Source organism: Paucilactobacillus suebicus DSM 5007 = KCTC 3549 (genome assembly GCF_001434475.1).
Classification (GTDB): Bacteria; Bacillota; Bacilli; order Lactobacillales; family Lactobacillaceae; genus Paucilactobacillus; species Paucilactobacillus suebicus.
Genome location: NZ_AZGF01000024.1, coordinates 1 through 25357, shown reverse-complemented (window position 1 = coordinate 25357; position 25357 = coordinate 1). Strand labels below are relative to the sequence as shown.

26 protein-coding genes, 1 riboswitch and 1 other annotated feature are annotated in these 25357 nt (G+C 38.6%); of the genes, 10 read left to right on the top strand and 16 right to left on the bottom strand.

Going from position 1 to position 25357, the window contains the following annotated elements; translation table 11 throughout:
- Positions 1-402 precede the first annotated feature (402 nt).
- The 5 genes from FD16_RS09155 to FD16_RS09135 form a co-directional block, all read right to left on the bottom strand.
- The gene (locus FD16_RS09155; RefSeq protein WP_010623103.1) at positions 403-1053 is read right to left on the bottom strand and encodes an STM3941 family protein; all 651 of its coding nucleotides are present in this window, start codon (positions 1051-1053) and stop codon (positions 403-405) included.
- An 84-nt stretch (positions 1054-1137) separates the two neighbouring features.
- Positions 1138-1605 (bottom strand): PTS sugar transporter subunit IIB, encoded by a 468-nt coding sequence (locus tag FD16_RS09150; protein WP_010623102.1) that lies wholly within the window; start codon positions 1603-1605, stop codon positions 1138-1140.
- Positions 1606-1630: 25 nt separating this feature from the next.
- A complete protein-coding gene (locus FD16_RS09145; protein WP_010623101.1) occupies positions 1631-2047 on the bottom strand; it encodes a PTS sugar transporter subunit IIA in 417 nt (138 codons plus the stop codon).
- A gap of 21 nt (positions 2048-2068) precedes the next feature.
- Positions 2069-2968 (bottom strand): PTS system mannose/fructose/sorbose family transporter subunit IID, encoded by a 900-nt coding sequence (locus FD16_RS09140; protein WP_010623100.1) that lies wholly within the window; start codon positions 2966-2968, stop codon positions 2069-2071.
- Positions 2969-2982: 14 nt separating this feature from the next.
- Complete coding sequence (locus FD16_RS09135) at positions 2983-3756, bottom strand: PTS mannose/fructose/sorbose/N-acetylgalactosamine transporter subunit IIC (protein WP_010623099.1); 774 nt, start codon at positions 3754-3756, stop codon at positions 2983-2985.
- 203 nt (positions 3757-3959) lie between these two features.
- Between FD16_RS09135 and FD16_RS09130 the strand changes: the two genes are divergently transcribed.
- Both FD16_RS09130 and FD16_RS09125 read left to right on the top strand, forming a co-directional pair.
- Positions 3960-4865 (top strand): LysR family transcriptional regulator, encoded by a 906-nt coding sequence (locus tag FD16_RS09130; protein WP_010623098.1) that lies wholly within the window; start codon positions 3960-3962, stop codon positions 4863-4865.
- Between the two features lie 53 nt (positions 4866-4918).
- Positions 4919-5566, top strand: coding sequence for a histidine phosphatase family protein (locus FD16_RS09125; RefSeq protein WP_010623097.1), 648 nt, complete (start codon positions 4919-4921; stop codon positions 5564-5566).
- A gap of 681 nt (positions 5567-6247) precedes the next feature.
- On the opposite strand, the gene budA is transcribed toward FD16_RS09125, so the two are convergent.
- Complete coding sequence (gene budA / locus FD16_RS09120) at positions 6248-6970, bottom strand: acetolactate decarboxylase (RefSeq protein WP_033386244.1); 723 nt, start codon at positions 6968-6970, stop codon at positions 6248-6250.
- Between the two features lie 276 nt (positions 6971-7246).
- On the opposite strand from budA, the gene FD16_RS09115 reads away from it, so the two are divergent.
- Positions 7247-7705 carry a MarR family winged helix-turn-helix transcriptional regulator gene (locus FD16_RS09115; RefSeq protein WP_010623095.1) on the top strand — a complete coding sequence of 153 codons (459 nt, stop codon included), beginning with the start codon at positions 7247-7249 and terminating at the stop codon, positions 7703-7705.
- A gap of 63 nt (positions 7706-7768) precedes the next feature.
- On the opposite strand, the gene FD16_RS09110 is transcribed toward FD16_RS09115, so the two are convergent.
- Both FD16_RS09110 and FD16_RS09105 read right to left on the bottom strand, forming a co-directional pair.
- On the bottom strand, positions 7769-8512 hold the full coding sequence (locus FD16_RS09110) for a CPBP family intramembrane glutamic endopeptidase (RefSeq protein WP_010623094.1): 744 nt from the start codon (positions 8510-8512) through the stop codon (positions 7769-7771).
- Positions 8513-8516: 4 nt separating this feature from the next.
- Positions 8517-8726, bottom strand: a complete 210-nt coding sequence (locus FD16_RS09105) for a hypothetical protein (RefSeq protein WP_010623093.1) — start codon at positions 8724-8726, stop codon at positions 8517-8519.
- 170 nt (positions 8727-8896) lie between these two features.
- Here FD16_RS09105 and FD16_RS09100 point away from each other — a divergent pair, with 170 nt between their 5' ends.
- The 3 genes from FD16_RS09100 to FD16_RS09090 are packed head-to-tail and all read left to right on the top strand — an operon-like array spanning position 8897 to position 10705.
- Positions 8897-9217, top strand: a complete 321-nt coding sequence (locus FD16_RS09100) for a PadR family transcriptional regulator (protein WP_010623092.1) — start codon at positions 8897-8899, stop codon at positions 9215-9217.
- The gene (locus FD16_RS09095; protein WP_081479651.1) at positions 9204-9836 is read left to right on the top strand and encodes a DUF1700 domain-containing protein; all 633 of its coding nucleotides are present in this window, start codon (positions 9204-9206) and stop codon (positions 9834-9836) included. The genes FD16_RS09100 and FD16_RS09095 overlap by 14 nt, the downstream gene beginning before the upstream one ends.
- 2 nt (positions 9837-9838) lie before the next feature.
- On the top strand, positions 9839-10705 hold the full coding sequence (locus FD16_RS09090) for a DUF4097 family beta strand repeat-containing protein (RefSeq protein WP_010623090.1): 867 nt from the start codon (positions 9839-9841) through the stop codon (positions 10703-10705).
- Between the two features lie 204 nt (positions 10706-10909).
- On the opposite strand, the gene FD16_RS09085 is transcribed toward FD16_RS09090, so the two are convergent.
- Complete coding sequence (locus FD16_RS09085) at positions 10910-11509, bottom strand: hypothetical protein (protein WP_010623089.1); 600 nt, start codon at positions 11507-11509, stop codon at positions 10910-10912.
- Positions 11510-11630: 121 nt separating this feature from the next.
- Between FD16_RS09085 and mscL the strand changes: the two genes are divergently transcribed.
- Both mscL and FD16_RS09075 read left to right on the top strand, forming a co-directional pair.
- Entirely contained in the window at positions 11631-12032 is a 402-nt protein-coding gene (mscL, locus tag FD16_RS09080) for a large-conductance mechanosensitive channel protein MscL (RefSeq protein WP_010623088.1), read from the top strand.
- 127 nt (positions 12033-12159) lie between these two features.
- On the top strand, positions 12160-12813 hold the full coding sequence (locus FD16_RS09075) for a deoxynucleoside kinase (RefSeq protein ID WP_010623087.1): 654 nt from the start codon (positions 12160-12162) through the stop codon (positions 12811-12813).
- A 43-nt stretch (positions 12814-12856) separates the two neighbouring features.
- Here FD16_RS09075 and FD16_RS09070 read toward each other — a convergent pair whose 3' ends face one another.
- The 3 genes from FD16_RS09070 to pepV all read right to left on the bottom strand — a co-directional run bounded on the left by FD16_RS09070 (position 12857) and on the right by pepV (position 16329).
- A complete protein-coding gene (locus tag FD16_RS09070; RefSeq protein WP_010623086.1) occupies positions 12857-14182 on the bottom strand; it encodes a glycoside hydrolase family 73 protein in 1326 nt (441 codons plus the stop codon).
- 128 nt (positions 14183-14310) lie between these two features.
- Complete coding sequence (locus tag FD16_RS09065; protein ID WP_010623085.1) at positions 14311-14811, bottom strand: universal stress protein; 501 nt, start codon at positions 14809-14811, stop codon at positions 14311-14313.
- A 114-nt stretch (positions 14812-14925) separates the two neighbouring features.
- Complete coding sequence (pepV, locus tag FD16_RS09060; RefSeq protein WP_010623084.1) at positions 14926-16329, bottom strand: dipeptidase PepV; 1404 nt, start codon at positions 16327-16329, stop codon at positions 14926-14928.
- Positions 16330-16466: 137 nt separating this feature from the next.
- Between pepV and FD16_RS09055 the strand changes: the two genes are divergently transcribed.
- Entirely contained in the window at positions 16467-17294 is an 828-nt protein-coding gene (locus tag FD16_RS09055) for an NAD(P)H-hydrate dehydratase (RefSeq protein WP_010623083.1), read from the top strand.
- A 90-nt stretch (positions 17295-17384) separates the two neighbouring features.
- On the opposite strand, the gene FD16_RS09050 is transcribed toward FD16_RS09055, so the two are convergent.
- From FD16_RS09050 to leuS, 3 genes are all read right to left on the bottom strand, one after another.
- Positions 17385-18083, bottom strand: coding sequence for a pseudouridine synthase (locus FD16_RS09050; protein ID WP_010623082.1), 699 nt, complete (start codon positions 18081-18083; stop codon positions 17385-17387).
- A gap of 5 nt (positions 18084-18088) precedes the next feature.
- Positions 18089-19738 (bottom strand): putative polysaccharide biosynthesis protein, encoded by a 1650-nt coding sequence (locus tag FD16_RS09045; protein ID WP_010623081.1) that lies wholly within the window; start codon positions 19736-19738, stop codon positions 18089-18091.
- A gap of 270 nt (positions 19739-20008) precedes the next feature.
- Entirely contained in the window at positions 20009-22429 is a 2421-nt protein-coding gene (gene leuS, locus FD16_RS09040; protein WP_010623080.1) for a leucine--tRNA ligase, read from the bottom strand.
- A 73-nt stretch (positions 22430-22502) separates the two neighbouring features.
- Positions 22503-22708 (bottom strand) — a binding site (T-box leader).
- A gap of 102 nt (positions 22709-22810) precedes the next feature.
- On the opposite strand from leuS, the gene FD16_RS09035 reads away from it, so the two are divergent.
- Positions 22811-23479, top strand: coding sequence for a phosphatase PAP2 family protein (locus FD16_RS09035; protein ID WP_010623079.1), 669 nt, complete (start codon positions 22811-22813; stop codon positions 23477-23479).
- Between the two features lie 421 nt (positions 23480-23900).
- Here the strand turns inward: FD16_RS09035 and metK are convergent, their stop codons facing one another.
- Positions 23901-25088 carry a methionine adenosyltransferase gene (gene metK / locus FD16_RS09030; RefSeq protein WP_010623078.1) on the bottom strand — a complete coding sequence of 396 codons (1188 nt, stop codon included), beginning with the start codon at positions 25086-25088 and terminating at the stop codon, positions 23901-23903.
- Positions 25086-25195: riboswitch (SMK box riboswitch) on the bottom strand. Its footprint overlaps the gene before it by 3 nt.
- Between the last annotated feature and the right edge of the window lie 162 nt (positions 25196-25357).

The following is a 25357-nucleotide window of genomic DNA, read 5'->3' as shown; positions in this document are numbered from 1 at the left end:
CATTTCTTTTATTGTAAATGTTTTAGTACTATTTTTGTATATCCTCAATTACACGGGAATTAACCCGCTTATATTTGATTAAAGTATATTAACATTCTCAAAAGACCTGATAAATTAGCTGACGGTGAATATCGTTGCGGTATAATTATCACATACAATTGAGTTATAGAAACTTGGCAACTAAATATCAGTATTTACACATTGTGTTTATACGTGAGATATTTGAAGCAAGTCCGATTCTTGCTAGCTCAGTAAAAATTGAGAACGAAAACAAATACGAATCATCTCCAAAACATAAAGCCTCCAATACTAAAACCCAAATTAAAGGTTTTAGTATTGGGGGCTTTATGTGGTTATGAGCATCCTTTTATTACACTTTTAGCCTAATTCAACTAAAATTATTTACCAGAATTTCCACCGACTGGGTTGTTTGCCAGCCAGTTGTCTTCTTTCCATTTTTCTCTGACGCCTTTGTGCCCTTTGGATAGCTTCACGTTTATCCGCCATCTTACGCTTCGTTTCTGGATCAATGTATTCACTAATCAAAATTTGTGGATTGTAATGTGCTCCTTGACGCTCAAGTTCCTTGAAAATACCCGTAAATTGCTTACGCCTGAAGTTAAATCCGTCAATCATAATGGTATAAAAAGCGATGTTACCGTTGTTTTTAAGGTTATCTTTCAAAGCATCCCCTTGTTGGTCTTTATCAGACATCGCATTGTTTGCCAAAATGCCAATTTCCATTACCGCGTTATTGGGAACCATTTCAATTTTCATGATATCGTTCCATGGCAACGTGATGGTATCTTCACGCGTATAATCGGTTACTCCTTGGCTATCAATCACATATTCTGGTTCCTTTTGAAATGCTTTTTTAAATGTTCTAAATGCCAAATAACCAAACATCAAAGCAAATAGCACCGCGAAGGCCTTTAAAACGAACCAAGTTTTAGCAAGTAAGACTGCTAAAAACGCAACAGCAAACACTGTGAAAATTAACCCAGTTGTGTAAACTCGCACTTTGTCAGGAAAAACTTTGTAAGATTCGAACATGGCATTTCTCTCCTTTACCATCATTGATTTATGTAATAAAACGGGTTGTACCAATTAAACGTCAGCACAGCCCGATTAAATCAACTAGTAATCTACACGCTTAGAATCAGGCACTGTCTGGAAATAGATCTTAATGCCATCACCCTTCAGTTCATCAAGAATCGCTTTATCATCGTCTCCAAGTGCAACTGTAGGAATTACAAACTCAGTATTTGGCTTTTTAGAAACACCACCAACATTTAGTTCTTCCAATTCAAGACCTGCATCGATCGCCGCCTTGGCTTCTTTAATGTACTTGAAGATGATAACAACTTTATCGCTGCCGAATTGATCTTTCTTCCACTCATCGGCAACCTCTTGATCACTGTACACTTTAATTTTCAATCCACCGGTTGAGTTGGTACTAATGTAAATATCCTTCATAAAATCATCGGCAGCAGTGGCATTATCAACAACGTACACCGTGTTTGTGCCCTTACCCTTTGTCCACTTAGTCATAACTTGACCATGAATTAAACGATCATCAACCCGTGCTAAATTAATTTGTCCCATAAGATTGTCCTCCGAATTTCTTTATTTAGTCATGTTTCAAAAAGTTTTTGTCAATTAGTTTCATGCCATCGCTGGCAACTTCGATAGAGTCATTGATTAATTGATCCGTATCTTCTGTTGCGTCAGAGAAGTTCAGCAAGTTAACTAGTAACGGTAAACTAAGACCAGTAATAATCTTTAACTCCCGATACTTAGCTAACATTGATAACGATACGTTTGATGGGCTTCCTCCCAGTAGATCAACAATGACTACTGTTTCATCATACTTACCTTCGTTATCATCTAATACTTTATATGCTTGTTCCCTTAACGAGTCCACGGATTCACCAGGATGAAGCCCCAAACCAGTCACATTTTCTTGTGGTCCCATCAGTAATTCTACACTTTTGACGGTTTCAATTCCCATGTCACCGTGTGTAATAACGAGAAATGCTCTTTTCATTGTTCCACCTCATTGAATTTATTAGATAATGTAGAAAATACTTAGAACGATCAGCGCTCCAGTCAAGTACAATAAACCACGAGTGATCTTAAGTCCTTGTTTCTGGAAGTAGAGGTATAACAGCACAACAGTTAATAGTGGCAGCATACCGGGCATGATTGTGTCCAAAATTTTCTGAACATCAAATGTCTTTTGGTTAATATCGAATTTTAGGTAACTCTTCACGGTGATGTACTGGCCAGCCAGAATCCCCATCATGTAGAGTCCCATGACCCCCAGACCATCGATAATACCTGCCATTCTTCCACCAGTCATGATTTCCTTAGCAGCATTCCGACCAAGGGTATAGCCCATCTTTGTCAGATAGTAACCGTAAATAAATGTTGCAATACTGAAACATAGGAATGGTAGCAATGCTCCCAAGAAATTACCTTTTTGTGCAAATGGTAAGAAAATGGCGATGAAAATATACTGAACAGTCCCAGAGTCAATTGAATCACCGATACCGGCCAAAGGTCCCATCAAACCGACCTTTGTGTTGTTGATCATGTCTTCTGAAATTGCTTCTTCACCGTTAGCCATGGCCTTAGCACGAGCTTCTTCCAGTGAAATGGTCACACCAGTCAGTGTTCCACCACCCCACGTTGCTTGCGTGTTAAAGAACAGCAGGTGGCGTTGAAAGGCTTTTGCTAGTTCATCATGATCTTTGTACAGCTTCTTTAAACTCGGAATTAACCCGAAACAAAATGATGGTGCTAACATTCTATCAAATGTATGCGGGACTTCGTTAGCCCACCACCAACCAAACCAGGACTTCATGAGGTCCTTATTGGTGATCTTGTCAGGTTGCGGGATGCGTTTTGGTGTATCTTCTTGGACCGCTTCATCATTAGTTGCTTGAATATCTGCAGTTTCACTCATTATAAAGCCCTCCTTTAGCCTTTATCGGTATTTCTTTGGGTCAACATTACGTAGATGATGGCAAAGATTGCACCAAATACTGCGTAAATCGTCATGTTAATGTCAAGCTTAGCAAAGGCAACACTCATGAAGTATGCCAGGAAGAAGAATGGTAATAATGTCTTCTTACCAATTACTTGCATGATGATTGCAATCCCCAAGGCTGCCAAACCACCACCAACACTGTTAAGAACATGGATAATCGTTCCATGGCCAATGTTAGAAACAACACTAGAAATAACCGGTGCACCAAAGTAAAGTGCAATAAAGATCAGTGGAATAAATAATGCAAATGAGATACATGCTGGGATTACCATGATTGAAAACCCAAGTCCGCGCGCGTTCCCCGCCGCGGCAAACCTATCCATCGATTTCAATGCAAACGTGTTGAGGAAGAACCTGAATTGATATAGATAACTTCCAAGCAATGCAACTGGCACGGCGATTGCAATCGCCCCTTGCGGACTCATATGCCCTAAAATGGCAACTGGTACCGCGATCGCAGCCCCAATACTTGGTTCAGCGGGTAGTGCTCCACCTGGTGCAACAAATCCCATATAAACCAACTGAATAGCGGCAGTAACAATCATTGCCTGTTTGATGTCACCCATGATAAATCCAACCATCATCCCTGTCATCAAAGGACTAAACCGCATCGTCAACGTAGCAAATCCTAAGATACGAGATTCAATCAGAGCAACCCAGATGGCAATCAGCAGTGCTTGCCAGACCGATAATGTCACGTGCATTTGTAATACCTCCCTAATTATAAATCCTAGTGATAATTGCAACTACAAATTTAGACAACAGCATTTATGTCTGTCTCCATTATATATGAATGCGCTTTCATTACAACCTTGAATATTACATTTTTTTAATATAAAATAGATTTATATATCATTTTGGATGTCCATACATGTCATAAACGCTGTTATATCAAGGAGGCGAGAGTATGAATCCAGAACTTTTACAAACTTTTTTAAAAATAGTGAAATATAAACAGATATCTCAAGCTGCTGATTCGTTATATATTACTCAAGCTGCCGTCAGTAATCGACTAAATCGATTGGAAAGCCAACTCGGAGTAAAATTAATTAATCGCGTTAAAGGACAAGCTAACGTTACACTAACCAAATATGGTCAAAGACTGGTCCCGATCGCAAATGAATGGATGCAACTAGTCCAAGAAACAGCTAATCTGAAAGATATGGCTAGCTTTGATCTATTAAATATCATCAGTTCAGTGGACATTAACACAACCATTCTTGCCACCATTTTGCCAGACTTAATGGAAGATAATCCAATTCTTAGATACTCATTACACACCGGCGACACGCAACAGATTTATTCAGCAGTTGAAAACGATAATGCTGATATAGGCATTTCATTTAATAAAATTAATCGATACCACATTGAAAGTCGCAAAATTGGCGAAGAACCAATGAGATTAATTACCGGTGTCGACAGTGACTTCCCAGACTTCGTTACCACCAGCATGCTTAAAAGAACCAATGAGCTATATGTTCCTTGGAGTGAAGAGTACACAAATTGGCATTTAATGTGCTGGGATGACAATATTAAGCCACTAATTCAGTCTGATAGTGCTACTAATATCCCCAGATACCTTAGATTTGATAAGTCATGGACAATCGTTCCCGATTCTGCTGTTCATGTAATGAAACGCCTTGATCAACCGTATCGTGAATTGAAGTTGTTAGAAGCTCCTCCTGCACTCACTCTATACGCACTGAAGAAAAAAGATCGTCATCTTCGTCAAGCGTCGATTGACCGATTGATTTTGCAGCTTCGTTCATCAATCTTCAAATATAACCAACAACGAAAAAGCAACGAGGCTTAGTATCAAAAACTCTGCTATACTGGTTGTGGAATAATTATCCACGGGAGGATTTAATGTCACAACAAACCATCTACTTCGTGCGCCATGGTAAAACACTGCTGAACATGTTTAATAGAATGCAAGGCTGGATCGATTCCGATTTAACAAGCGAAGGCAAGGCTGATGCAGTTAATGTTGGCAAACGGTTGGCAACAACTCATTTCGATGCCGCAATTTCATCCAACACAGGACGGGCAATTGCCACCCGTGATTTAATTCTGAAACAGCTAACTGTGCAGCCAAATATTATTGAAAAAACAAAAGACTTTCGTGAGGTCCTTTTTGGTGAATATGAAGGTCGTGATTCTGATGAAATTTGGAATGAAATCGGTACTCCCTACGGATACCATACTCAAGACGAGATAATTCATGATAAGGGTTTACGAGGTGCTCGTGAATTAATGAAAGCCGAAGACTCTAGTAATTTGGCCGAAACGTACGATGATGTCGTTAAGCGTTGGCAAGTCGGTATTAATCATATCAAAGAAGCTTGTCCGAAAGATGCCAACATTCTTGTCGTCACACACGGAACTGCTCTGCGAACATTTGCCGATTACCTTGGAGTTAATACAATTGGCAACTATCCCGAAAATGGTAGTGTTTCGATATTAACCATTCATAATGGTGAAGAAGAATTTACTAGTTACAATGTTAAGGATTGAATGATGTTTAATTGGCTGGATGCTTTGTGAGGTTAGAGTCTGGCTTTTTTTGTTGGCTGAAACGTGTGAAATAAGGCAAATGCCTGCCATGTAAGGATAAAATTTCGCATATTCAAGCCCGGAATATACAAAATTTCACACTTACATTCTGGCATCTAACCGCTTTATTTCACACTCTAATTTGGTCACAAAAAAACCACCAATCATTAACATTGGCGGTTTTTTCGGAAGAACGTAGCGACTTTGCATCACTCGTAACCTATATCTTCCGCAAAGTTACTATTTAAATCATTCCTAGCGCACTCCGGTAACCAAAATCATCCATTAATTTATTCGATATTAAGGGTCACACTTACGCTGCTTCTCGCCTACTTCTTCTTCGGCGTCTAGGAACGAGCTTTGAACCAAGTACCAATCCTCTACGACTGTACTCATCTATGTTCATTCAAAGCTTTATTTGTCCTTCCTCGTCTATTATATTAGCATATATTGTAAGTGCTTGCAACCTTTTGACTTAAAATTTATTCTTTTGCACAATGAATAATATTTAATGGTTTTTAAAGTATTTGTCAGTTCTTGAGGGAATAGTCTTCTGTCTTAACGTGCAAACAAAAGCTGATGCACATAATATAAACCACAAGACCGCCCTTCAGGTTTACTTTTTATTCGATCACTCACTTTTTAGTGTTCCGCCTCATTAATATCATCCCCAACTTGTTGGAGATTAATCTGGGCCTGGCGGAAAGCTTTGTTATTGACGGGTAGATGTTGGTTCAGGTTTTCTAACACTTGGACGCTTACATCACCCTTCTCTAATTGGAAGTCCAATATGTGTCCACCAAAATCACGATTATCATTGATAAAGTGCCAGTGAATTCCACCTACTGCAGCTCCTAAAAATAGGTATGGCATGAAATAGCCAACGATTGTTCCATGAACATTGTCTTGTTCAAACTCAGGCTGAACCCTTGTAGCCACCGTTAACTTAGGATACGGTTTTTCCTGTCGTGGAACTACTCTGGTGTGCATGTGACTAAAAGTTCCCGTAATGCGGATACCATAGAACACATTAAACATGTCGTTATCCTTAATTAGTTTTTCTTGTAACTTACGATCATTGATGTTTTCAATCCGGGTTGTTGGCGCATCAGTATCATTATAATGAACTGATGCAAATGGAATTTTAGTGTCTGGTGCAACTTCGACAACTGCCCCAGACTCCTTCACTTGGTACGCTTTACCATCAACAATGACTAACTCACCATCGAGACTGTCAGCAGTACCAATACCGTTATCACCATGTGATAACAACTCTGATAGCGGCATCGTTCCTTCAAACAACCCCGCCACCAGCATTGCTAATGTACCATGCTGGTATACTGTGGTCTTATCTTTCACTGTCATTATCTCCATTCTTTAGATCAATATTGCTATTATAGTCAATTATGGTAGTAAAGATCAATCATTGTTTATTGCTTGTGAAAAAATTAAAAAATCACAAACATTGATTTATCAATGATCCTATTGTGTCGCACATTAACTCTTATGTTAATAAATAATTATTGAACATTGTGAATTCACAAATTGCAACCATTTTAGCTATATGTCTTTGAATCGATTTGTTTGTTAAACTAACTAATTTAGGTTAAAATACGTTATGAATTATAGGAGGAATCAATCATGAACATTGATATGAATGAGCCGACAAAGCTTAATCAACAAATGTGCTTTGCGCTATATGAGGCTAACAAGAAATTCAATCGCTTTTATGCAGAAGTACTCGACCCGTTCAACCTCACATACCCACAATATTTAGTTCTACTTAACCTATGGGAAAAGGATCATTCCGTAACTATGCGTGAATTAGGTAAGGAACTAGCCTTAGACAGTGGAACGTTAACACCGTTGTTAAAACGGTTAGAATCTCGCGGATGGATTGTTCGAAAAAAAGACCCATCTGATGAACGGCATGTATTGGTTGAACTGACAGATAAAGCTATCCAAAATAAAGGCGCAATCGTCAATAAAGTTAGCAGCTGCTTAAATCATTTAAACATGCAAAAAAATGAATATCTTGAAAGATTGAATGACATCAATGATATTTCCGACAGGCTTGACAATATCATTGCAGATATTTAGATGAGAAAAAAGTACCAAATGACACTCCTTTCGAGCATCGTTTGGTACTTTTTTTATATCCATTTAATGTGTTAATAACATAATCATTTGCCCAATGGCAATCACATTATTTAAAGCATGCAGGCTCATTGAAACCTTGATATTACCAGTCTTTTGATAAACAAAGGCCAATACCATCCCCATATAAAAATAGATCAGGAAACTAATAATATTTGTGCTCATATGACCCAGAGAAAAAATAATGCCCGACAGTATCAACTTAGGCCACATTTGTTGTGGTTTAAAAAACAAATTAGTTACCACACCACGGAAAATTAATTCCTCAGCAATAGGTGTAAATATTACCGTTGAAAGGCCAAAAACAATCATAACCATATTGTTATTAGCCATCATTTGAGACACAGCACTATTATTTGCAGTTTGCTTCTGATCATAGACCATTAAGTTAAGCATGCCTAAGATAATTTGGCCCGCATATATAGCAATATAACCCCAGAGAACATAGCCAATACTCTTTCGAAGACGCATTTTAACTTTTGGTGTCCGATTATATCTTTGGAAAGTGCGATTGGCGAGCCAAATGATGCCAATAAACACCAGGATAAAGCACGCAATCGTAATGATAGCAGTGAGGTTTAAACTTGACTGTTCTCTCAAGATTTCCATCGCTGTTGGTGGTACTTGAATTAAAATAAATAGCCCAGCAACGATCGCCGCTCGTGTCAGCAGACTTGATAGCCAACCAATAAAGTTTGAAAATGATTTTTGACGACTGAACTGATCCCATGCATCCGTTGGTTGCCTCATAGTGTTAATCCTCGTCTTCCTTATCATCTTCGTATTTTTGCAACTTTGCGATTGTCATAACTGCGGTTGTTGCAGCAGTTGCCATGATAAATCCGACTATCCAAACAACTATTAATAACCAACCTGTAATAATATGTGCCATCGTCATCCAAACAATGATGGCAAACACCAGGATTGGTACAATCAAAACCAGTGCAATTAATGATTTACTCATTTGTTTCTCCTTTAAAAATCCTGTTAGCAGTATAACACAATACTCGGTTAGCCATGCGTTCGATAACTATTCGATAAACAATTTTAAATTGTTGACAATGTTAGGACTACTTGGTATATTTATGTTGGATCTAATACTATACGAAATATAATATGATAGGAGAAATAGTTATGGCAATTGCAATCACAACTGAACTGCTAGATGGCTGTGTATTATCTTTGCTAACTCATGAAGATTACTATGGATACGCTATAACGCAGCGAGTGCAAGAATTCACTCCTGTTTCTGAATCGACCCTTTATCCAGTTTTAAGACGACTAAAAAAAGAAAACTGGGTAACAACGTACGATCAACCGTATCAAGGCCGGAATCGACGATATTACAAAATTACTGATGACGGTAAAAAACGGTTGACTACTATCAGATCAGATTGGCTTGATTACAAGACAACTATTGATCAGGTTCTGGGAGGTGTTAATGATGAAAAATAGTTCTTACATGGACGAACTAGCAAGCTACTTAAACCAATTAACAAACGACGAAAAACAAGATGTACTAGAATTTTATAGCGAATACGTGATGGACGCCGACTTAAAGACGGATCAGGAGATAATTCAAAAACTAGGTACACCTAAGCAATTATCTAGGAAAATTCTAGCAGACTACTCAATTAAAGCCGTAAACAGTGAACAAGGATCAACGGCATCAGGTTCAACTGCACGTCCACAAAGGAACATTCGGATGATTTGGCTGATTATTCTTGCCCTACTAGCCTCACCAATTGCAATTCCAATTTTGATCGTTCTGGCACTAGGGTTATTTATGATTTTACTTGTGATTGTCATGGTAATTGTGATGACGATTATTGTTATTGTTGCCGTGGCATTTGGTGGTGTTGTGTCGATTGTCGGCGGTCTTGCAGTGATTTCCTCTTCCATTCCAACCAGCATATTCTTCATAGGCATTGGATTGGGTGCCGTAGGACTGACTTTGATTGCAGCCCCCATTGGATTTCTGATCATTAAAGTACTAATTGAAATGGCAGCCAACTTTTCTAAGTGGATTTACAACCGATTCTTCAAATCACGTCGTCAATCTAAGGAGGTGTAACCATGGTTAAAAAATCACTAATTGTGGGGCTCATCATCACCATTATCGGTGCGGTCATCGCCGTGATTGGCTTTTCAATGGGCGCATCAATGAATATTACTTGGAACCACGGTTTTAAAGTAGTTCACCCCTACCACAACACTCAAAAATTAAGTAAAATCAAAAACATTCAGTTAGATGTTAATGATAGCAATGTGTATTTTAAAAATGGTGATCATTACCAAGTTAGTTTCGATGGCTATAGTGTTAATAAACCGTCAATTGAGCAAAGTAATGGCACATTAAGAATCAGTCAACACGAGTCGGACTTTAGCGGAATTTCTCTTTCTTCAATGAGCAATTCTAAAATTGTGATAACTGTTCCGGAAAAAAATCAATTATCTTCGGTTAATGGTGAAATTGAGGCGGCAGATCTGATTACAAAAGACCATCTTAACGTTAACAATATTGATTTACAGTTAGATAACGGTAGTGTTACTTCTCACGGACTGACTGTAAACAAGGGCGGTCAATTGTCTGTTCAAGACGGTAGTATTAATTTTAATAGTGCCAATTTGACTAACATCAACGTTAACCAAAGCAATGGTTCTCAAGATACAACCGGTTCAACTCTGAACGGTGGCAAATTTACCAATGAAAATGGCAGTCAAACTTTTACCAACGTAACTTTCAATCAGTCTGTCACCGTTAATAATCAGAATGGTCATGTCAAATTAACTTCGCCCAATACCCAGGGGTACCAGTTAAGCACTCAGAATGGCAGTATTGATTTATTCAACACCCACTATTCAACCAGCGCTAATCAAAATGACAGTGCTGCGAACAAAGTAATCATTAGCAACGAAAATGGTTCTATAACCGTAAATTAGAAAAAGATTTGGACAAAAGTTCCAATTGATCTATAAAAATACTAATTTAATTATTTAATTTGGCTAGTCTAAACGAGCAAAAAAGGCTGTTTCCGGCCACATAAGCCCCCAAAGACAAAATTCAAAATTTGAATTTTAGTCTTTGGGGGCTTATGTTATGGAAGCAAAGCGCCTTATTTCCCACTCTCTTCTTTTTTATCTAGTTTATTCAGATCTGAAAATCCGATCCAAAATCGCTTGACTCATATGTGCCTGGGTTCCTTTAATTCTCAAATAATCAACTTCCGCCCAGAGTATTTCATATTCCCACAACGAACTCAGATCTTCAAATTTAAGATAATGCATTGTTAACTTAATCGGAGTTAATTCATGAATATATCCCTCAAAATCATCTCGATCTTTATATTTTTTAGTTCCAATGACCAGTGCTTCTTTTGTTTCATAACATTCTTGCAAAATTGTGGCCAGAATGCCATTCTTGCGAAACTCAGATTTTTTTAAATAATTTTGGACATGCCAGATATCGTAAAAATTATACTGCTTAGCAACATCTTGCCTGATTGATACCGTTGTCAAATAGTCGGTATTTTTATCAACTCGATGAATACTAGCTAACCTAATGGCCGTTATTCCATTAATTTTGCCTTCCATATCGATACCTAACGTTAAAACGAACACACCATCCATATCGATCACATAGCCGACTGAGAAAGTTCCATCGTCATTAAAGTTATATATCGCCACTAGTTCGTGTTGTTGTTGGGCAATAACTAGTTCTTGTTTGATTTCTTCAACTGATTCCATTATTTGCCCCCTTGGTTTTGTACTACCGTCTTCCATAATACTATACGATCAACTCTATTACTAACTAGCGTCGTTTAGATTATGTTATATTTTTAATATAATCTTTTGAGGGGGAATCATTATGATCAAGGAATTTAAAGAGTTTATTTTACGAGGAAATGTGGTTGATCTAGCAGTCGGTGTCATTATTGGGTCAGCGTTTACGGCCATCGTTAAGTCACTTACAGATAATTTAATTAGTCCAATGCTTGGTATTTTTCTGGGTAAAATTGATTTTTCCCAAGTTGTTTTTTCCGTCGCTGGCGCTGAGTTTAAAGTTGGTCTGTTCATCAATGCTATTATCAACTTCTTAATCATCGCATTTGTGATTTTTATTATGGTAAAAATCATTAATAAATTTCTACGAACGGAAAAAGAAGAAGAACCAACCACTCCTTCAAATGAAGAACTGTATTTGAAAGAGATTCGTGATTTATTATCAGAACAGCAAATTCAAAGTGATAAAAATGAAACTAATTTGTAACGTTTGTGAAAATAGCCATACAGCTTGATTAATTTCTTTTTAATAACTAAAAGTGTAGTATGAATAATTAGAGATTTGTAGTAACATGTATGCATTGCGTTAAAAAATTGTGTAAAGAGGGGCCATTATGGTGATAATTACTGCAGGAATGATTGGTGTAGGCAAAACGACCCTAACTGGTAAGATTGCCGATCATTTAGGAACACAGGCTTTTTTCGAACCGGTTGGCGATAATCCTGTCCTACCGTTATATTATAAGGATCCTAAACAATACGGATTTTTACTACAAATCTATTTCTTAAACAAACGATTCTCAATGATCAAAAAAGCATTGGCCGATGATAACAATGTTTTGGATCGTTCAATTTATGAGGATGCATTATTCACCAAAGAGAACAATGCAGAGGGCAATATTACTGACACTGAGCTTGGCGTTTATCTAAAGTTGCTTGATAACATGATGAATGATCTTAATCAGTTACCAAAAAAGGCACCAGATTTACTGGTCTATGCTGAAACTGACTTCAACACAATTCTTTACCGAATTAAAAAACGTGGACGCGATTACGAACAATTCGAAAATAATCCAGATCTAGAAAGCTATTACTACAAAATGTGGTCGGCTTATCATCAATGGTTTGAAGAATACGACGTTAGTCCAAAAATGAAAATTGATCTTCAAAAGTATGATCTTGAAGATCCCCACAATGTGGATGCAGTATTAGGTCAAATTGATGCCGAGCTGGCAAAAATTCGACAGCCTAAACTAAAGGCGCTGTAACTTTAAAAAGTAATCAAGATTAATTTCTCGATTGCTTTTTTTGTTACCAAACTAATAATTTTTTCAAGAATAAGCAAATCACGATAGCCATACTGCTAACACCCGTCTTGGCAAATAAAAATCCCTGCGTAGATCGCTTTGAATCACTTTTTTTAACATTCTTCTTAGTCGAACGACCATAATTAGCTGTATCACTAACATGATAGTCACGAGTTTTATGATTATCGTTTGGTTTCACGTCATGATCATACTTTTCTAAATCGTAAGTTTTAATAATTTGATTTAACTTTGCTGCATAGTGAGAATCTGTCGCGTAACGTCCCTGCAAGTAGTCCGTGACATCCTGATAACTGTTGGTCTTTGATTTACTAACATCTAAAAATAACGGTTGATGCATTATTTTAGCGTAATCCATCAATGATTCATCATATGATGGATATGACCTAAAATCTGCCAATATTGTTCTAGTAACTCCTAGCCCATTGTCTTCGCGCGTATTGAATTGCACCGACTGACCCCTGAACCCACCTTTAATTCCAAACAAGTTATAGTTTGGTGACTGGCTTAAATCACTGGTCCCCCACGAACTTTCGAGTGCAGCCTGGGCAATCATCACGGATGCGTATAAGTCATTGCTAGAAGCTATTAACTGAGCTGGACGAGCAATTTTTGAGACAAATTTTTTCTGGTTTGGAGATAACGTAATTACCATGCTACTAGAATCTGAGCTATTTGTAACCTGACCGTTAAACAAATTTATTGCAGTTTTAGTCTGACCCGCAGACGGAATACTATTCATGCTATCTTGGATTTTACGTGAAAATGGTCTATAAGGCTGGACATTTCCATGGCTTTCCTGTAATGAGAACGGCTTTGTCGTAGGGCTAATTATTCGTTGATCACCACAATCACCATCTTTCAATTCTTCACTTTTACTGTCATCCTCTACAATTGCTTTATCATCAATATTTGCCTCACGATTTTTTTGACCGTACTGGTACCCAATTTTAATTACTTGTTCTTCAAAATCTTTTATTGATATTTCACCATCACTTTCAGCAACATCAGTATCTTCACATACAGATGTTGGAACTGGGTCATCTTCAACACCTGCAGTCTTTCCTTGATTAAAATACTTCCAGTAGAGGTCAACTATCTCATTAAAAATTAAAATGTATTGTTCATTATCCTCCTCTTGTGGCTTCACCTTTGATACATCTGATGCGTTCAGCAATTGTTTTTCGATATCCTCTTTCATGACAGTAGTGTCCTCTTCAGACTTCACTTCATCAGCAATTACCACTGAATTTGTAAATATACCATTCATTAATCCAACCAATATTAAGGTTGTTGCTATTAATCTTTTCATTAAACTACGCTCCATATTTTTGGGTTCTCAATATATTAAATACGTCAGTAATTTAATGAGACACTAAAACAGAGCTAAGGAAAATTCCTTAGCTCTGTTTTTATAAATGTCAGTGTTTAGACCCACATTTAAATTTCAGGATAGGTCGTCCTTTGCAGATCAACTTCCTTATTATCACTATCCGTCTTAACCACCATAACGTCACACGGCGCCTCACGAATGATATATGTCGAAGTAGATCCAACAATCATCCTGCCAATTACGTTAAGTCCAGTGGCTCCCACAACGATTAAATCAACGTCATGTGCTTTAGGATAATCCGTCCCTAGTTCCAATTTGGCATTGCCGATCTTAACCTCGGTCTCGACATCTTTAACCCCAGCGCTCTCAGCTTTTTCTTTGAACTCAACAAGTTTCTTTTTCATCTCATTCACAGCTGTATCATAAACGCTACGGTCAATAAAGCCGTAACCAACGGTACTCGTATTGGGATAACGTTCACCGTTTACAACACTTAACAAAATTAACTTCGCATCATTTTGCATTGCTGCAATGATACCTTTATCAAGCGCCATCTCGGATTGTTTAGATCCGTCAATACCGACCAAAATATTCTTGTAGCTACTCATAAATAGCACCCCCGATAAGAATAGGTTCGTAAGTTGATTGAAACATCTCCTTACGATCATTTTAACAAACAATGCTATAAATGAGTAGTAAAACGTTTACTAATTGACAGTTTTTTATTCAGTAACGGTAAGATCGTAAATTGCTTGCATATATATAGCAATTGATAGAATCAATTGATCCACAGGTTGATACTCGTTAACTTGATGCATTGTGTTTGGTGTATCCGGGAATAATGCGCCAAATGCCACACCACGCTTCATCATCCGCCCATAAGTTCCACCACCAACAACTTCAGGCTTGCTATCAGAATCACCTGTTTGTTCCTGGTAAGCATTCATTAACGTTGTCACAATTGGATCATCTGGTGATACATAATGTGGTTCCATCGCATCCCCATGAGTAACAGTCGCTGACATTGGTGAGATAGCTTCACTTAATTCGCTGGTTAACTTATCAGCATTTAATCCCTTAGGATAACGGAAATTAAGATCAATCGTACCTCCATCATCAGCATTAAAGTTCATCATACCAACATTCACTGTCAGTTCACCCATCACATCATCTTTGAAATTCATGTTTAAATTATTCAGCCGTGTATCGAGATGTAATTTTGTACCTAACAGAGTTAAGAAGTCATGAGCAGACTCTGTAAATTCGTACTGACTTAAAAACGCTGCCAGAAACGTCCCCGCGTTGAGACCTTTTTCTGGTTCCATTCCATGGGCAGCTTTGCCAATTAATTCAAGTTCAACACCATCATCCTGAAGTGTTGCCGTGCCACTAACGGGCTGGCTTAGTAAGTACTCGCCAAAATCTCTGGCTAACTGTTTACCTTCAGCAGTCTCAATTTTCGCAACTGCCTTAAACGGAACCATGTTAGGACGTATTCCAGCATCAAAGCTTCGTAATATATAATCTCCTTTTGTATTACCACCGAAATTAACCTGCAATGACACATTACCCTTTTCACCATTAATTAATGGGAAGCTTGCATCTGGTGAGAATCCGTACGTTGGTTCAGGCTCTACTTCAAAATAACGTTTCATGCCTGTCCAATTGCTTTCTTCGTCGGTTCCAAAAATCATTCTAATTTTTTTGTTGAACTTTACACCCATTGCCTTCAGCGTTTTTAGCGCATAATAGGCTGCTAACCCAGGCCCTTTATCATCAGAGGCGCCACGTCCATAAATGTTACCATCTTTGATAACTGGATCAAATGGATCTGTGTCCCAACCTTCGCCCGCAGGCATAACGTCAACATGCGCTAAAATTGCCAGCGTTTCATCACCGTCACCGCATTCCGCATAACCAACTAAATTATCGATATTTTTTGTTTTAAAACCATCTTGTTGTGCCATTTCCAAAAAAGCATTGAGCGCCTGTGCTGGCTTGGGCCCTAAAGGAAATTCATCAGTCGCCTGTGAATCGTCCCGAACACTAGGAATTTTTATTAGTGATGTCAAATCATTTAAGTATTCATCCTTTTGTTCATTAGCTTTAGATTGCCAATCGATCATCATTATTCCTCCATAGTAAAATCTTAGGATCTAATTGTAACATAGTTGATTATCCGTTTCAGAATTCCAATTCATGGTTACATCGTAGTAAATGCGCTACAATAGCACTATTAATAGATTGTGAAAGGTGAAAACAATTGGAACAATTAACGGATTCAATTTTAACTAAAGTAATTAAAAATCGCCCTGCAAATAGTCACAAAGGTACGTTTGGTAAAATTCTGCTTGTGGGTGGTAATCAGAATTTTGGTGGTGCAATCATCATGGCAGCGAGTGCAGCCGTATATGCTGGTGCTGGACTAGTAACAACCGCAACTGATTCAGTTAACCTGGACAGTTTGCATGACAGACTACCAGAAACTATGTTTATCAATTATCACGATAAAGTTCAACTAAGTAATAGTGCCAGTAGTGTTGACACAGTCGTAGTTGGCCCAGGTTTAGGTGATGATGTCCGTAGTCAGGAAGTCTTGTTAACGGTTTTTGCTAATCTAAGCGATCAACAAACAGTAATCATCGATGGGTCTGCCATCACAATGATGTCAAAATACAAAATTGACCAACCGGCCGGTCATGTGATTTATACACCTCATCAAATGGAGTGGCAGCGTTTGTCTGGTATTACCATCTCTGATCAAACTATTGAAAATAATTCACAGGTAGCACGACAAATGAATGCAACGGTGGTTGTTAAAAAACATCATACTGAAATCTATACTGTCGACAACAAAGTTTACCAATTACCAATTGGAACACCTGCGCAAGCCACGGGTGGTATGGGTGACACGCTGGCTGGAATTGTTGGCGGTTTTACCGCACAGTTTACCAATAAAACAGACGCTGTCTTGGCTGCAGTGTACGCACACAGTGCAATTGCCGAACAAATCGCTCAAAATCATTACGTAGTTTTACCGCATCAAATTACTGAATCTCTACCGCAATTCATGAACAAATATGCAAACTAATAAAGACTAATTTAAAATGAACTGAACCCCTTGAAATGGAGAAATCCAAATCAAGGGGTTCAGTTTATTAAAAGTCTTTTACCACTTTTGTTATTTAATCGAACTTAATTCTTGTTCTGTCAGTTCACGATACTCCCCTGGATTCAATCCAGAAACGTTAATACCGGCAAATGACACACGATTAAGTCTAACTACCTTTTGGCCAAGATAGCCTATCATGCGCTTAATCTGATGATACTTACCTTCATGAATTGCTAATTCAACAACTGGTGGTTGTGAACTAATCATGTCTGCACCATCCGCCTGAACAAAAGTTCCATCTTTCAATGTTACTCCATCAATCAACTGTCTTAAATCATCTTCACTAAGATTGGCAGTCAGTTCTGCATGGTAAATTTTTTCTGCATGTTGTTTGGGACTCACCAGTTGGTGGCTAAGTTTGCCATCATTCATAATTAGCAAGACGCCGGTTGTATCCTTATCAAGACGGCCAACTGGAAACAAGTCATCCCTACGATCGGGTTCATTAATTAAATCCATGACCGTTTTATTGTGAGTATCTTTGGTAGCCGTAATAACCCCCGCAGGTTTATTTAACACGTAGTAATAATCTTGTTGTCCCGAAATGAGTTGACCATCAACTGTGACATGATTGACCTGAGGATTAACCGATAGCTTAAATGATTTAACCTTCTGCCCATCCATTTGGATTCGTCGCTGTTTAATCAAATCATGAATCTCACTACGACTACCAACCTGTTGGTCATGAAGAAACTTGTCGATTATCATTTTCATTAGCCTTTCATATGGAGGCGACGGCGAATGCCGTCAACCCTCGAGCCGAGTAATGCATCTGCAAGATGCGATTTTAGCATCAGATAGACGTACACGCCTGCGCCCAAAACAACCGCAGGAATAATGACAACAAATGCTGCGATGCGGCCGTATGGGCTTAAGAACAGATACAGTCCACTTACAACAAGCTTAGCAACAATGTAAGTTAAAATTGAATACAATAATATTTGATTAGTTGATTTAGACATCTGCTTAAATGGCAATTGAAACTCTACATTGAGTGAATGAATAATCAAATAATTGGTAATAGTCATAGATATACCAGTAGCAATTAGCGGCCCCATTGTCTGGAAAACCCAAATGGCTGGAAACTGGATAATCATTTTGACTGCCAACCCAATACCAAGATATTTTAACGTTTTACCGTTTTCGGAAATTCCTTGCATAACAGCTGATACAACTGTTAATAGGCCCAAGAAGATGCCAATAAATGCATTAAATACCAGAATATTTGTGCCTGCAGCACTGTAACGATAAAAAATAGTATAGATCGGTTGCGATACGGCAGCTAACCCTAGTGAAGCCGGCATCATCACAAAATAAAACAACATCAAAACGTTCGCAATCTGAGCACGAATTCCAGCCTTATCATTTCTTGCACGTGCACCAGACAGCAATGGAATGACCGTTACTGCTAAGGCAGATGCTAGCGAAATAACAATCATAATCAATTTATTAGCATTAAAAGAGAACAACGCATAAAGAGTGTTTAATTCAGAACTACTCAACTTGGTAACTTGACCCATTGCTGGGAAAAATGTGTATTGGTCAATCAATTGGAGGATGCTTGTTGCTGCACCAATAATAATGAATGGGATCGCCTGTTTGATGATATTTGATATCAGTGTCCATGACGATACTTCAATTTCATTATTACTATTTGCAACCAACTCTCGTCTTTTGCGACTGGTCCGAGTGTAATAGTAGCCTAAAATCAGAATACTGCCAATTGCACCGATAAATGCCGCAAACGTTGATTGTGTCACAGCTGCTTGCCATCTGCCGTGCATTACTTTCATAATAAAGAAAGTCGAAGCAAGCATATAAATTACACGAAATAATTGTTCAACAAACTGAGAAATGGCTGACGGCGCCATATTCTGATAGCCTTGAAAAAATCCTCTAGTCAAACTCATAGTTGGGATAACCAGTACGGCCAATGTCAATGATTTAAGGACCGGCACCACATCAGGATCTCCTGCAGCAAAGAATCCCGCACCAAAATACAGGATAGTTGCACAAACCAATCCAGTAAATGCGGATACATAAACACCATGCTGATACAGCTTTTTCCCTACACCGTACTCATTAAGAGCATTGTAGTGAGCAACCAGTTTAGATATTGCCGATGGCACCCCGGCAGTTGCAGCCATCAAAAAGAAACTGTATATATTGTAACCTTTTGCAAACAAGGCATTCGCTTGGTTACTGTAGGTACCTATCCAAGTTACCCATGGGATAATGTATATTGCCCCTAAAATCCGTGAAAAAATACTTCCCGCGGTCATCCAAGCGGAGCCGCTTAACATTTTATTTTCAGCATCTTTCTTGCTGACGGTCTTAGGCGTTGAAGATTGTTCCTTAGCCATTATTTGCCTACTTTCTAATAATCAGTCTTAATCATTTTAGCCTTTATGAATGTTCTAATCAATTTTTTTTAGAAGTTTTAGAAGTTTTTAAGATTTTAGTGTGTGCAACAGTCCACCACCGCAACGATTACCAATATAATTCGGTAAATAACTGAATGTTTTTTTGAATAAAACAGAGACATCCGATACCACTGAATGCAGTTCAACATAATTTAATGACTTACAAATAAAAAAAGACCGGACAAATTCCGATCTTAATTATATCGATAGTTAGTTAGCAACGATGTTAACAATTTTGTTAGGAACCACAATGACCTTACGAACAGTTTTGTCGGTCAAATTGGCCTTAATGTGTTCGTCAGCTAGAGATTGCTTCTCAACATCGTCTTTTGTAGCATCCTTGGCAATTTTTAAGTGAGTTTTGACCTTACCATTAACTTGAACGGCAATTTCAACTTCATCTTCAACCAATTGAGATGCGTCAAACGTTGGCCATGCTTGATAGGTAATTGTTTTGCTTTCGTTAAATTGACTCCACAATTCTTCAGCAACGTGTGGCATGATAGGTGCCAGCATCTTAATGAAGCCTTCCATATATTCAACAGGCAAATCATCAACCTTGTATGCATCGTTAACAAAGACCATTAATTGCGAAATTCCGGTGTTAAAGTGCATCCGGCCAAAGTCCTCAGTAACTTTTTTAACAGTTTGATTGTAAATCTTAGTTAGTTTACCGTCATTAAAAGTTGTTACCCGATCACGCAGATGGTTGTTATCGTCCATCAATAAACGCCATACACGTTGAATCCACTTGTAACTTCCGTGTAGTCCTTTTTCGTCCCACGGAACTGAATCTTCAAGAGGTCCCATGAACATTTCATAAAGACGCAAAGTATCTGCACCATATTGGTTGACGATGTCATCAGGATTGACAACATTCCCCTTTGATTTAGACATTTTTTCGTGATTATTACCAAGAATCATGCCTTGGTTAACCAACTTCTGGAATGGTTCTTTGCTTGGCACTAATCCAAGATCATAAAGAACTTTATGCCAGAAACGTGCATACAGCAAGTGCAAAACAGCATGTTCGGCACCACCAACGTACAAATCAACAGGAGACCAATAGTTTAATGCTTCTTGACTGGCAAATTCATTATCATTATGAGGATCAGTGTAGCGCAACCAGTACCATGAAGAACCAGCCCATTGAGGCATTGTGTTGGTTTCGCGCTTACCCTTACGGCCATTTTCATCAACAACGTTAACCCAATCATCAATGTTAGCTAGTGGACTTTCGCCAGTTCCTGATGGTTCCAACTGATCTGTATCTGGCAAACGTAATGGTAATTCATCTTCTGGAACAAGAGTTGTTTCTCCGTCTTCCCAGTGAATAACAGGAATTGGTTCACCCCAATAACGTTGGCGAGAGAAAATCCAATCACGAAGACGATAGTTAACCTTCTTGTCACCAGCATGGTTTTCTTCCAACCAGTCGATCATCTTAGTAATGGCGGTCTTTTTATCCATGCCATCAACAAACCCTGAGTTAATATGAATGCCATCACCGGTATAAGCTTCTTCGTCAACGTTGCCGCCTTCGATCACCGGTTTAATTTGCAAACCAAACTTCTTGGCAAAATCCCAGTCACGATCATCATGGGCAGGAACGGCCATGATTGCACCTGTACCATATGATGCCAAAACGTAGTCACCAATCCAAATTGGTAATTTTTCACCATTAACGGGATTAATGCCATAGGCACCAGTGAAGACACCAGTCTTATCCTTGTTCAAATCTGTTCGTTCCAAATCTGAACGGCGTGACGTTTCTTCCTGATATGCTTTAACTGCCTCGGCTTGTGCTGGAGTTGTAATTTGATCAACTAGTTCATGCTCCGGTGCCAATACCATGTATGAAGCACCATACAATGTGTCGGGACGAGTCGTGAATACTTCAATCTTATCATCGTCATGACCATCAACATTGAAGAAGACACTTGCACCTTCAGAACGGCCAATCCAATTACGTTGCTGTTCTTTGATGCTTTCTGGCCAATCTAAATCGTCCAAATCATCAATTAGTCGATCTGCGTATGCAGTAATCCGTAGAACCCATTGACGCATTGGTACGCGGTAAACTGGATAGCCACCACGTTCAGTTTTACCATCAACAACTTCTTCGTTAGCAACAACTGTCCCACCCATGAAATCGGGAGCCCAGTTAACCATAATTTTATCTTCGTAAGCTAAGCCTTTTTTATAAAGCTGCTCAAAGATCCATTGGGTCCACTTGTAGTACTTAGGATCAGTTGTATTAACTTCGCGATCCCAATCATAAGAAAATCCAAGTGATTGAATTTGATTTTTAAACACGCCAATATTTTGATCGGTAAAGCTCTTTGGATTGTGTCCAGTTTTTAAAGCGTACTGTTCAGCAGGTAAGCCAAAAGCATCCCAGCCCATTGGATGCAACACATTGAATCCCTGCATGCGTTTCATCCGCGAAATTGCATCAGTCGCCGTGTATCCCTCGGGATGTCCCACGTGAAGTCCCTGTCCTGATGGATAAGGGAACATATCAAGTGCATAGTACTTTTCCTTATCGTTATCAATATCGGCTTTAAAAGTTTTGTTTTTTTGCCAGTATCGCTGCCATTTACGCTCAATTGTGTCATGATCGTAAGCCATGAAATATCGTCTCCTCAAAGTTTGTTAAATTATGTATAATCGATGAAATAAAAAAAGCCCATAGGAAAAAATCCTACAGGACGAATGAATCCGCGGTACCACCCATGTTCTACAAAATGTAGCTCTTAATGTTCATAACGCGAACCCCACGGCTTTAACCTACTAAACATTCAGCAAAGCACTCTCAAAGGCGAGTTCAACGACCGATTTTCCGCATTCCCAGCACCATACGGTCTCTAAAAAAATCAATCCCCTACTAATCCCTCTCAACGATTAAATATTGAAACCATATTAACAAAGCCTTAAGTATAATGCAAGCCGATTTAGGCCTTGTACTGTGTGATACAATTGAACTATTAATAATTTTGGGGAGGAATTGGTATGCAAAACGGGCGTCGGCCAAACAGTTGGCAGTGGGCTACGTTTTTACTTGCATTAGTTATATTCGTTGCTGTGACAATTGGGGTTGTCACAGATGCATCATGGATTAAATCATTCGATCAATCTATTGTTAAGTTGGTTCGTTTCCCACAAAATCCATCGGAAACGTTAATCATCACTTGGTATACAACCTTTTTTAATACTGTACCAACACAAATTATGGTAATAATTGGCGCATCAATCTTTTTCATCGAGCGCTATTATAAAGCAGCATTATTCTTTTTTCTGACACCCGAACTTGGATTCGGAATTAACAAAATCATTAAAGCAATTGTTCAACGACCACGGCCACAATTTGACCAACTAATGCATTACGGTGGATATAGTTTTCCCAGTGGTCATGCTATTGCGTCAACACTCATACTGGGATGCATTATCGTCATGATTTGCGGATTTGTCACCAGTAAGTGGTATCGAAGAACGATTAATATTATTTTGATGGTCATGATTTTTCTTGTTGGCTTTTCGCGGATATATGTTGGTGTCCATTACCCTAGTGACGTCCTTGCCGGATTTTGTCTAGGATATATTATCTTATTTGTTAGCCAGACGATATTTGGTTTTCACCACTTTGCTAGTGTTAAAACTCGATATAGTCTTAATAGTTAGTCGTTAATGTTCCAGTTTTTTGTGTCTGATAATTAATTTATCAGGCATTTTTTATTGGATCGGATAAAGTAATATATGCTAGGCTTGGCGGTACTAGATTTCTGTTAATCTGCTTAATCTACTCTTAAATCAGTGATGAAATATGTTGGTACCTCACCGTATTATGAAATGCCAATTCAAATAACTTGTGTTGAGAGGTAATTTTGCTTCCTTGCTGACTAACTCAGCTCGAACTATTATAAACAATAGTGCCCCAATGGACCTAAGTTCAAAAATGATCTGTTTACTTGCCGAAACGTGCTGACCAACTCAGCTCGACATATTATAAGCAATAACGCCCCAATGGACCTAAGTTCGGGTCCATTGGGGCGTTATTGCTTATAATACACGAGCTAACCGAGTTGGTCAGCACTCTTTATTTTTAACCCAATTCTTCCTTCAAAGCATCGACCTTATCGGTATGCTCCCAAGGTAAATCAATGTCCGTACGGCCGAAATGACCATACGCCGCCGTTTGCTTGTAGATTGGGCGTTTTAAATCTAACATTTCAATGATACCAGCGGGACGCAGATCAAAGATCTTGCGTACTGCTTCCGTCAACTTACCCTCAGATACCGTGCCAGTACCGAATGTATCAATAGCAATTGATACAGGTTGCGCAACACCAATGGCATATGCTAGTTGAATTTCAACTTTGTGGGCATAACCTGCAGCCACAATATTCTTTGCAATATACCGAGCAGCATAGCTGGCTGACCGATCAACCTTGGTAGCATCCTTACCAGAAAATGCTCCGCCACCATGGTGAGCAGCACCACCGTAAGTATCAACGATAACCTTACGTCCGGTTAAGCCAGCATCCCCTTGAGGTCCACCAATAACAAAGCGACCAGTTGGATTAATCAAATATTTAGTATCATCATCTAAATATTCTGCAGGGATTTCGTGCTTAATAACCTCTTCGATAACGTCTTGACGAATCTGGTCAAGCGTTACATCTGGATCATGTTGAGTACTCAAAACAACCGTATCAACACGTTGTGGCTTGTCGTTATCATCGTATTCAACTGTAACTTCTGCCTTTGCATCTGGACGAAGATAGCTGATAGTGCCATTCTTACGTAACCATGCAATACGGCGCATTAACTTGTGGCTTAATGAAATTGGTAATGGCATTAGTTCTGGTGTCTCATCAATAGCATAGCCAAACATTAATCCTTGGTCACCAGCACCAATCTGATCTAATGGATCTTCATCGCCTTCGCGGCGTTCCAGTGCATCATCAACACCTTGTGCAATATCTGCTGATTGTTCATCAAGTGCAACGATAACAGCACATGTGTCACCATCAAAACCAAATTTTGCGTCAGTGTAGCCAATGCTCTTGATAGTCTCACGAACAACGTGTTGAATATCAACATAGGCATTAGTCGAGATTTCACCAAAGACCAAAACTAAACCAGTTGTAACTGATGTTTCACAAGCGACACGGGCATCTGGATCTTGTGCAAGCATTGCGTCAAGAATTGCGTCACTAATTTGATCAGCAATTTTATCTGGATGTCCTTCGGAAACAGATTCCGATGTAAATAAATGTCTTTCTGACAAAATAATTCCCCCATTTTGCGTCATCCTATTTGATTCGGCAATTAATATTATCGGTTACAAGGCTTCTTCACAGGTAGTGAATCCTATCGGGAATACTCATAACGAGAGTAATATTAGCATATATCGGATAGTGTGATCAACTTAACATTCACAATTCTTAATAAAATTAAGTATCGCACCCTACTAAATATTGATCTTCGATTATCAAATAAAATACACAAAGAGAGGTCGAAAATAACGGTTCTACAATATTTGGTACTGATAGATTT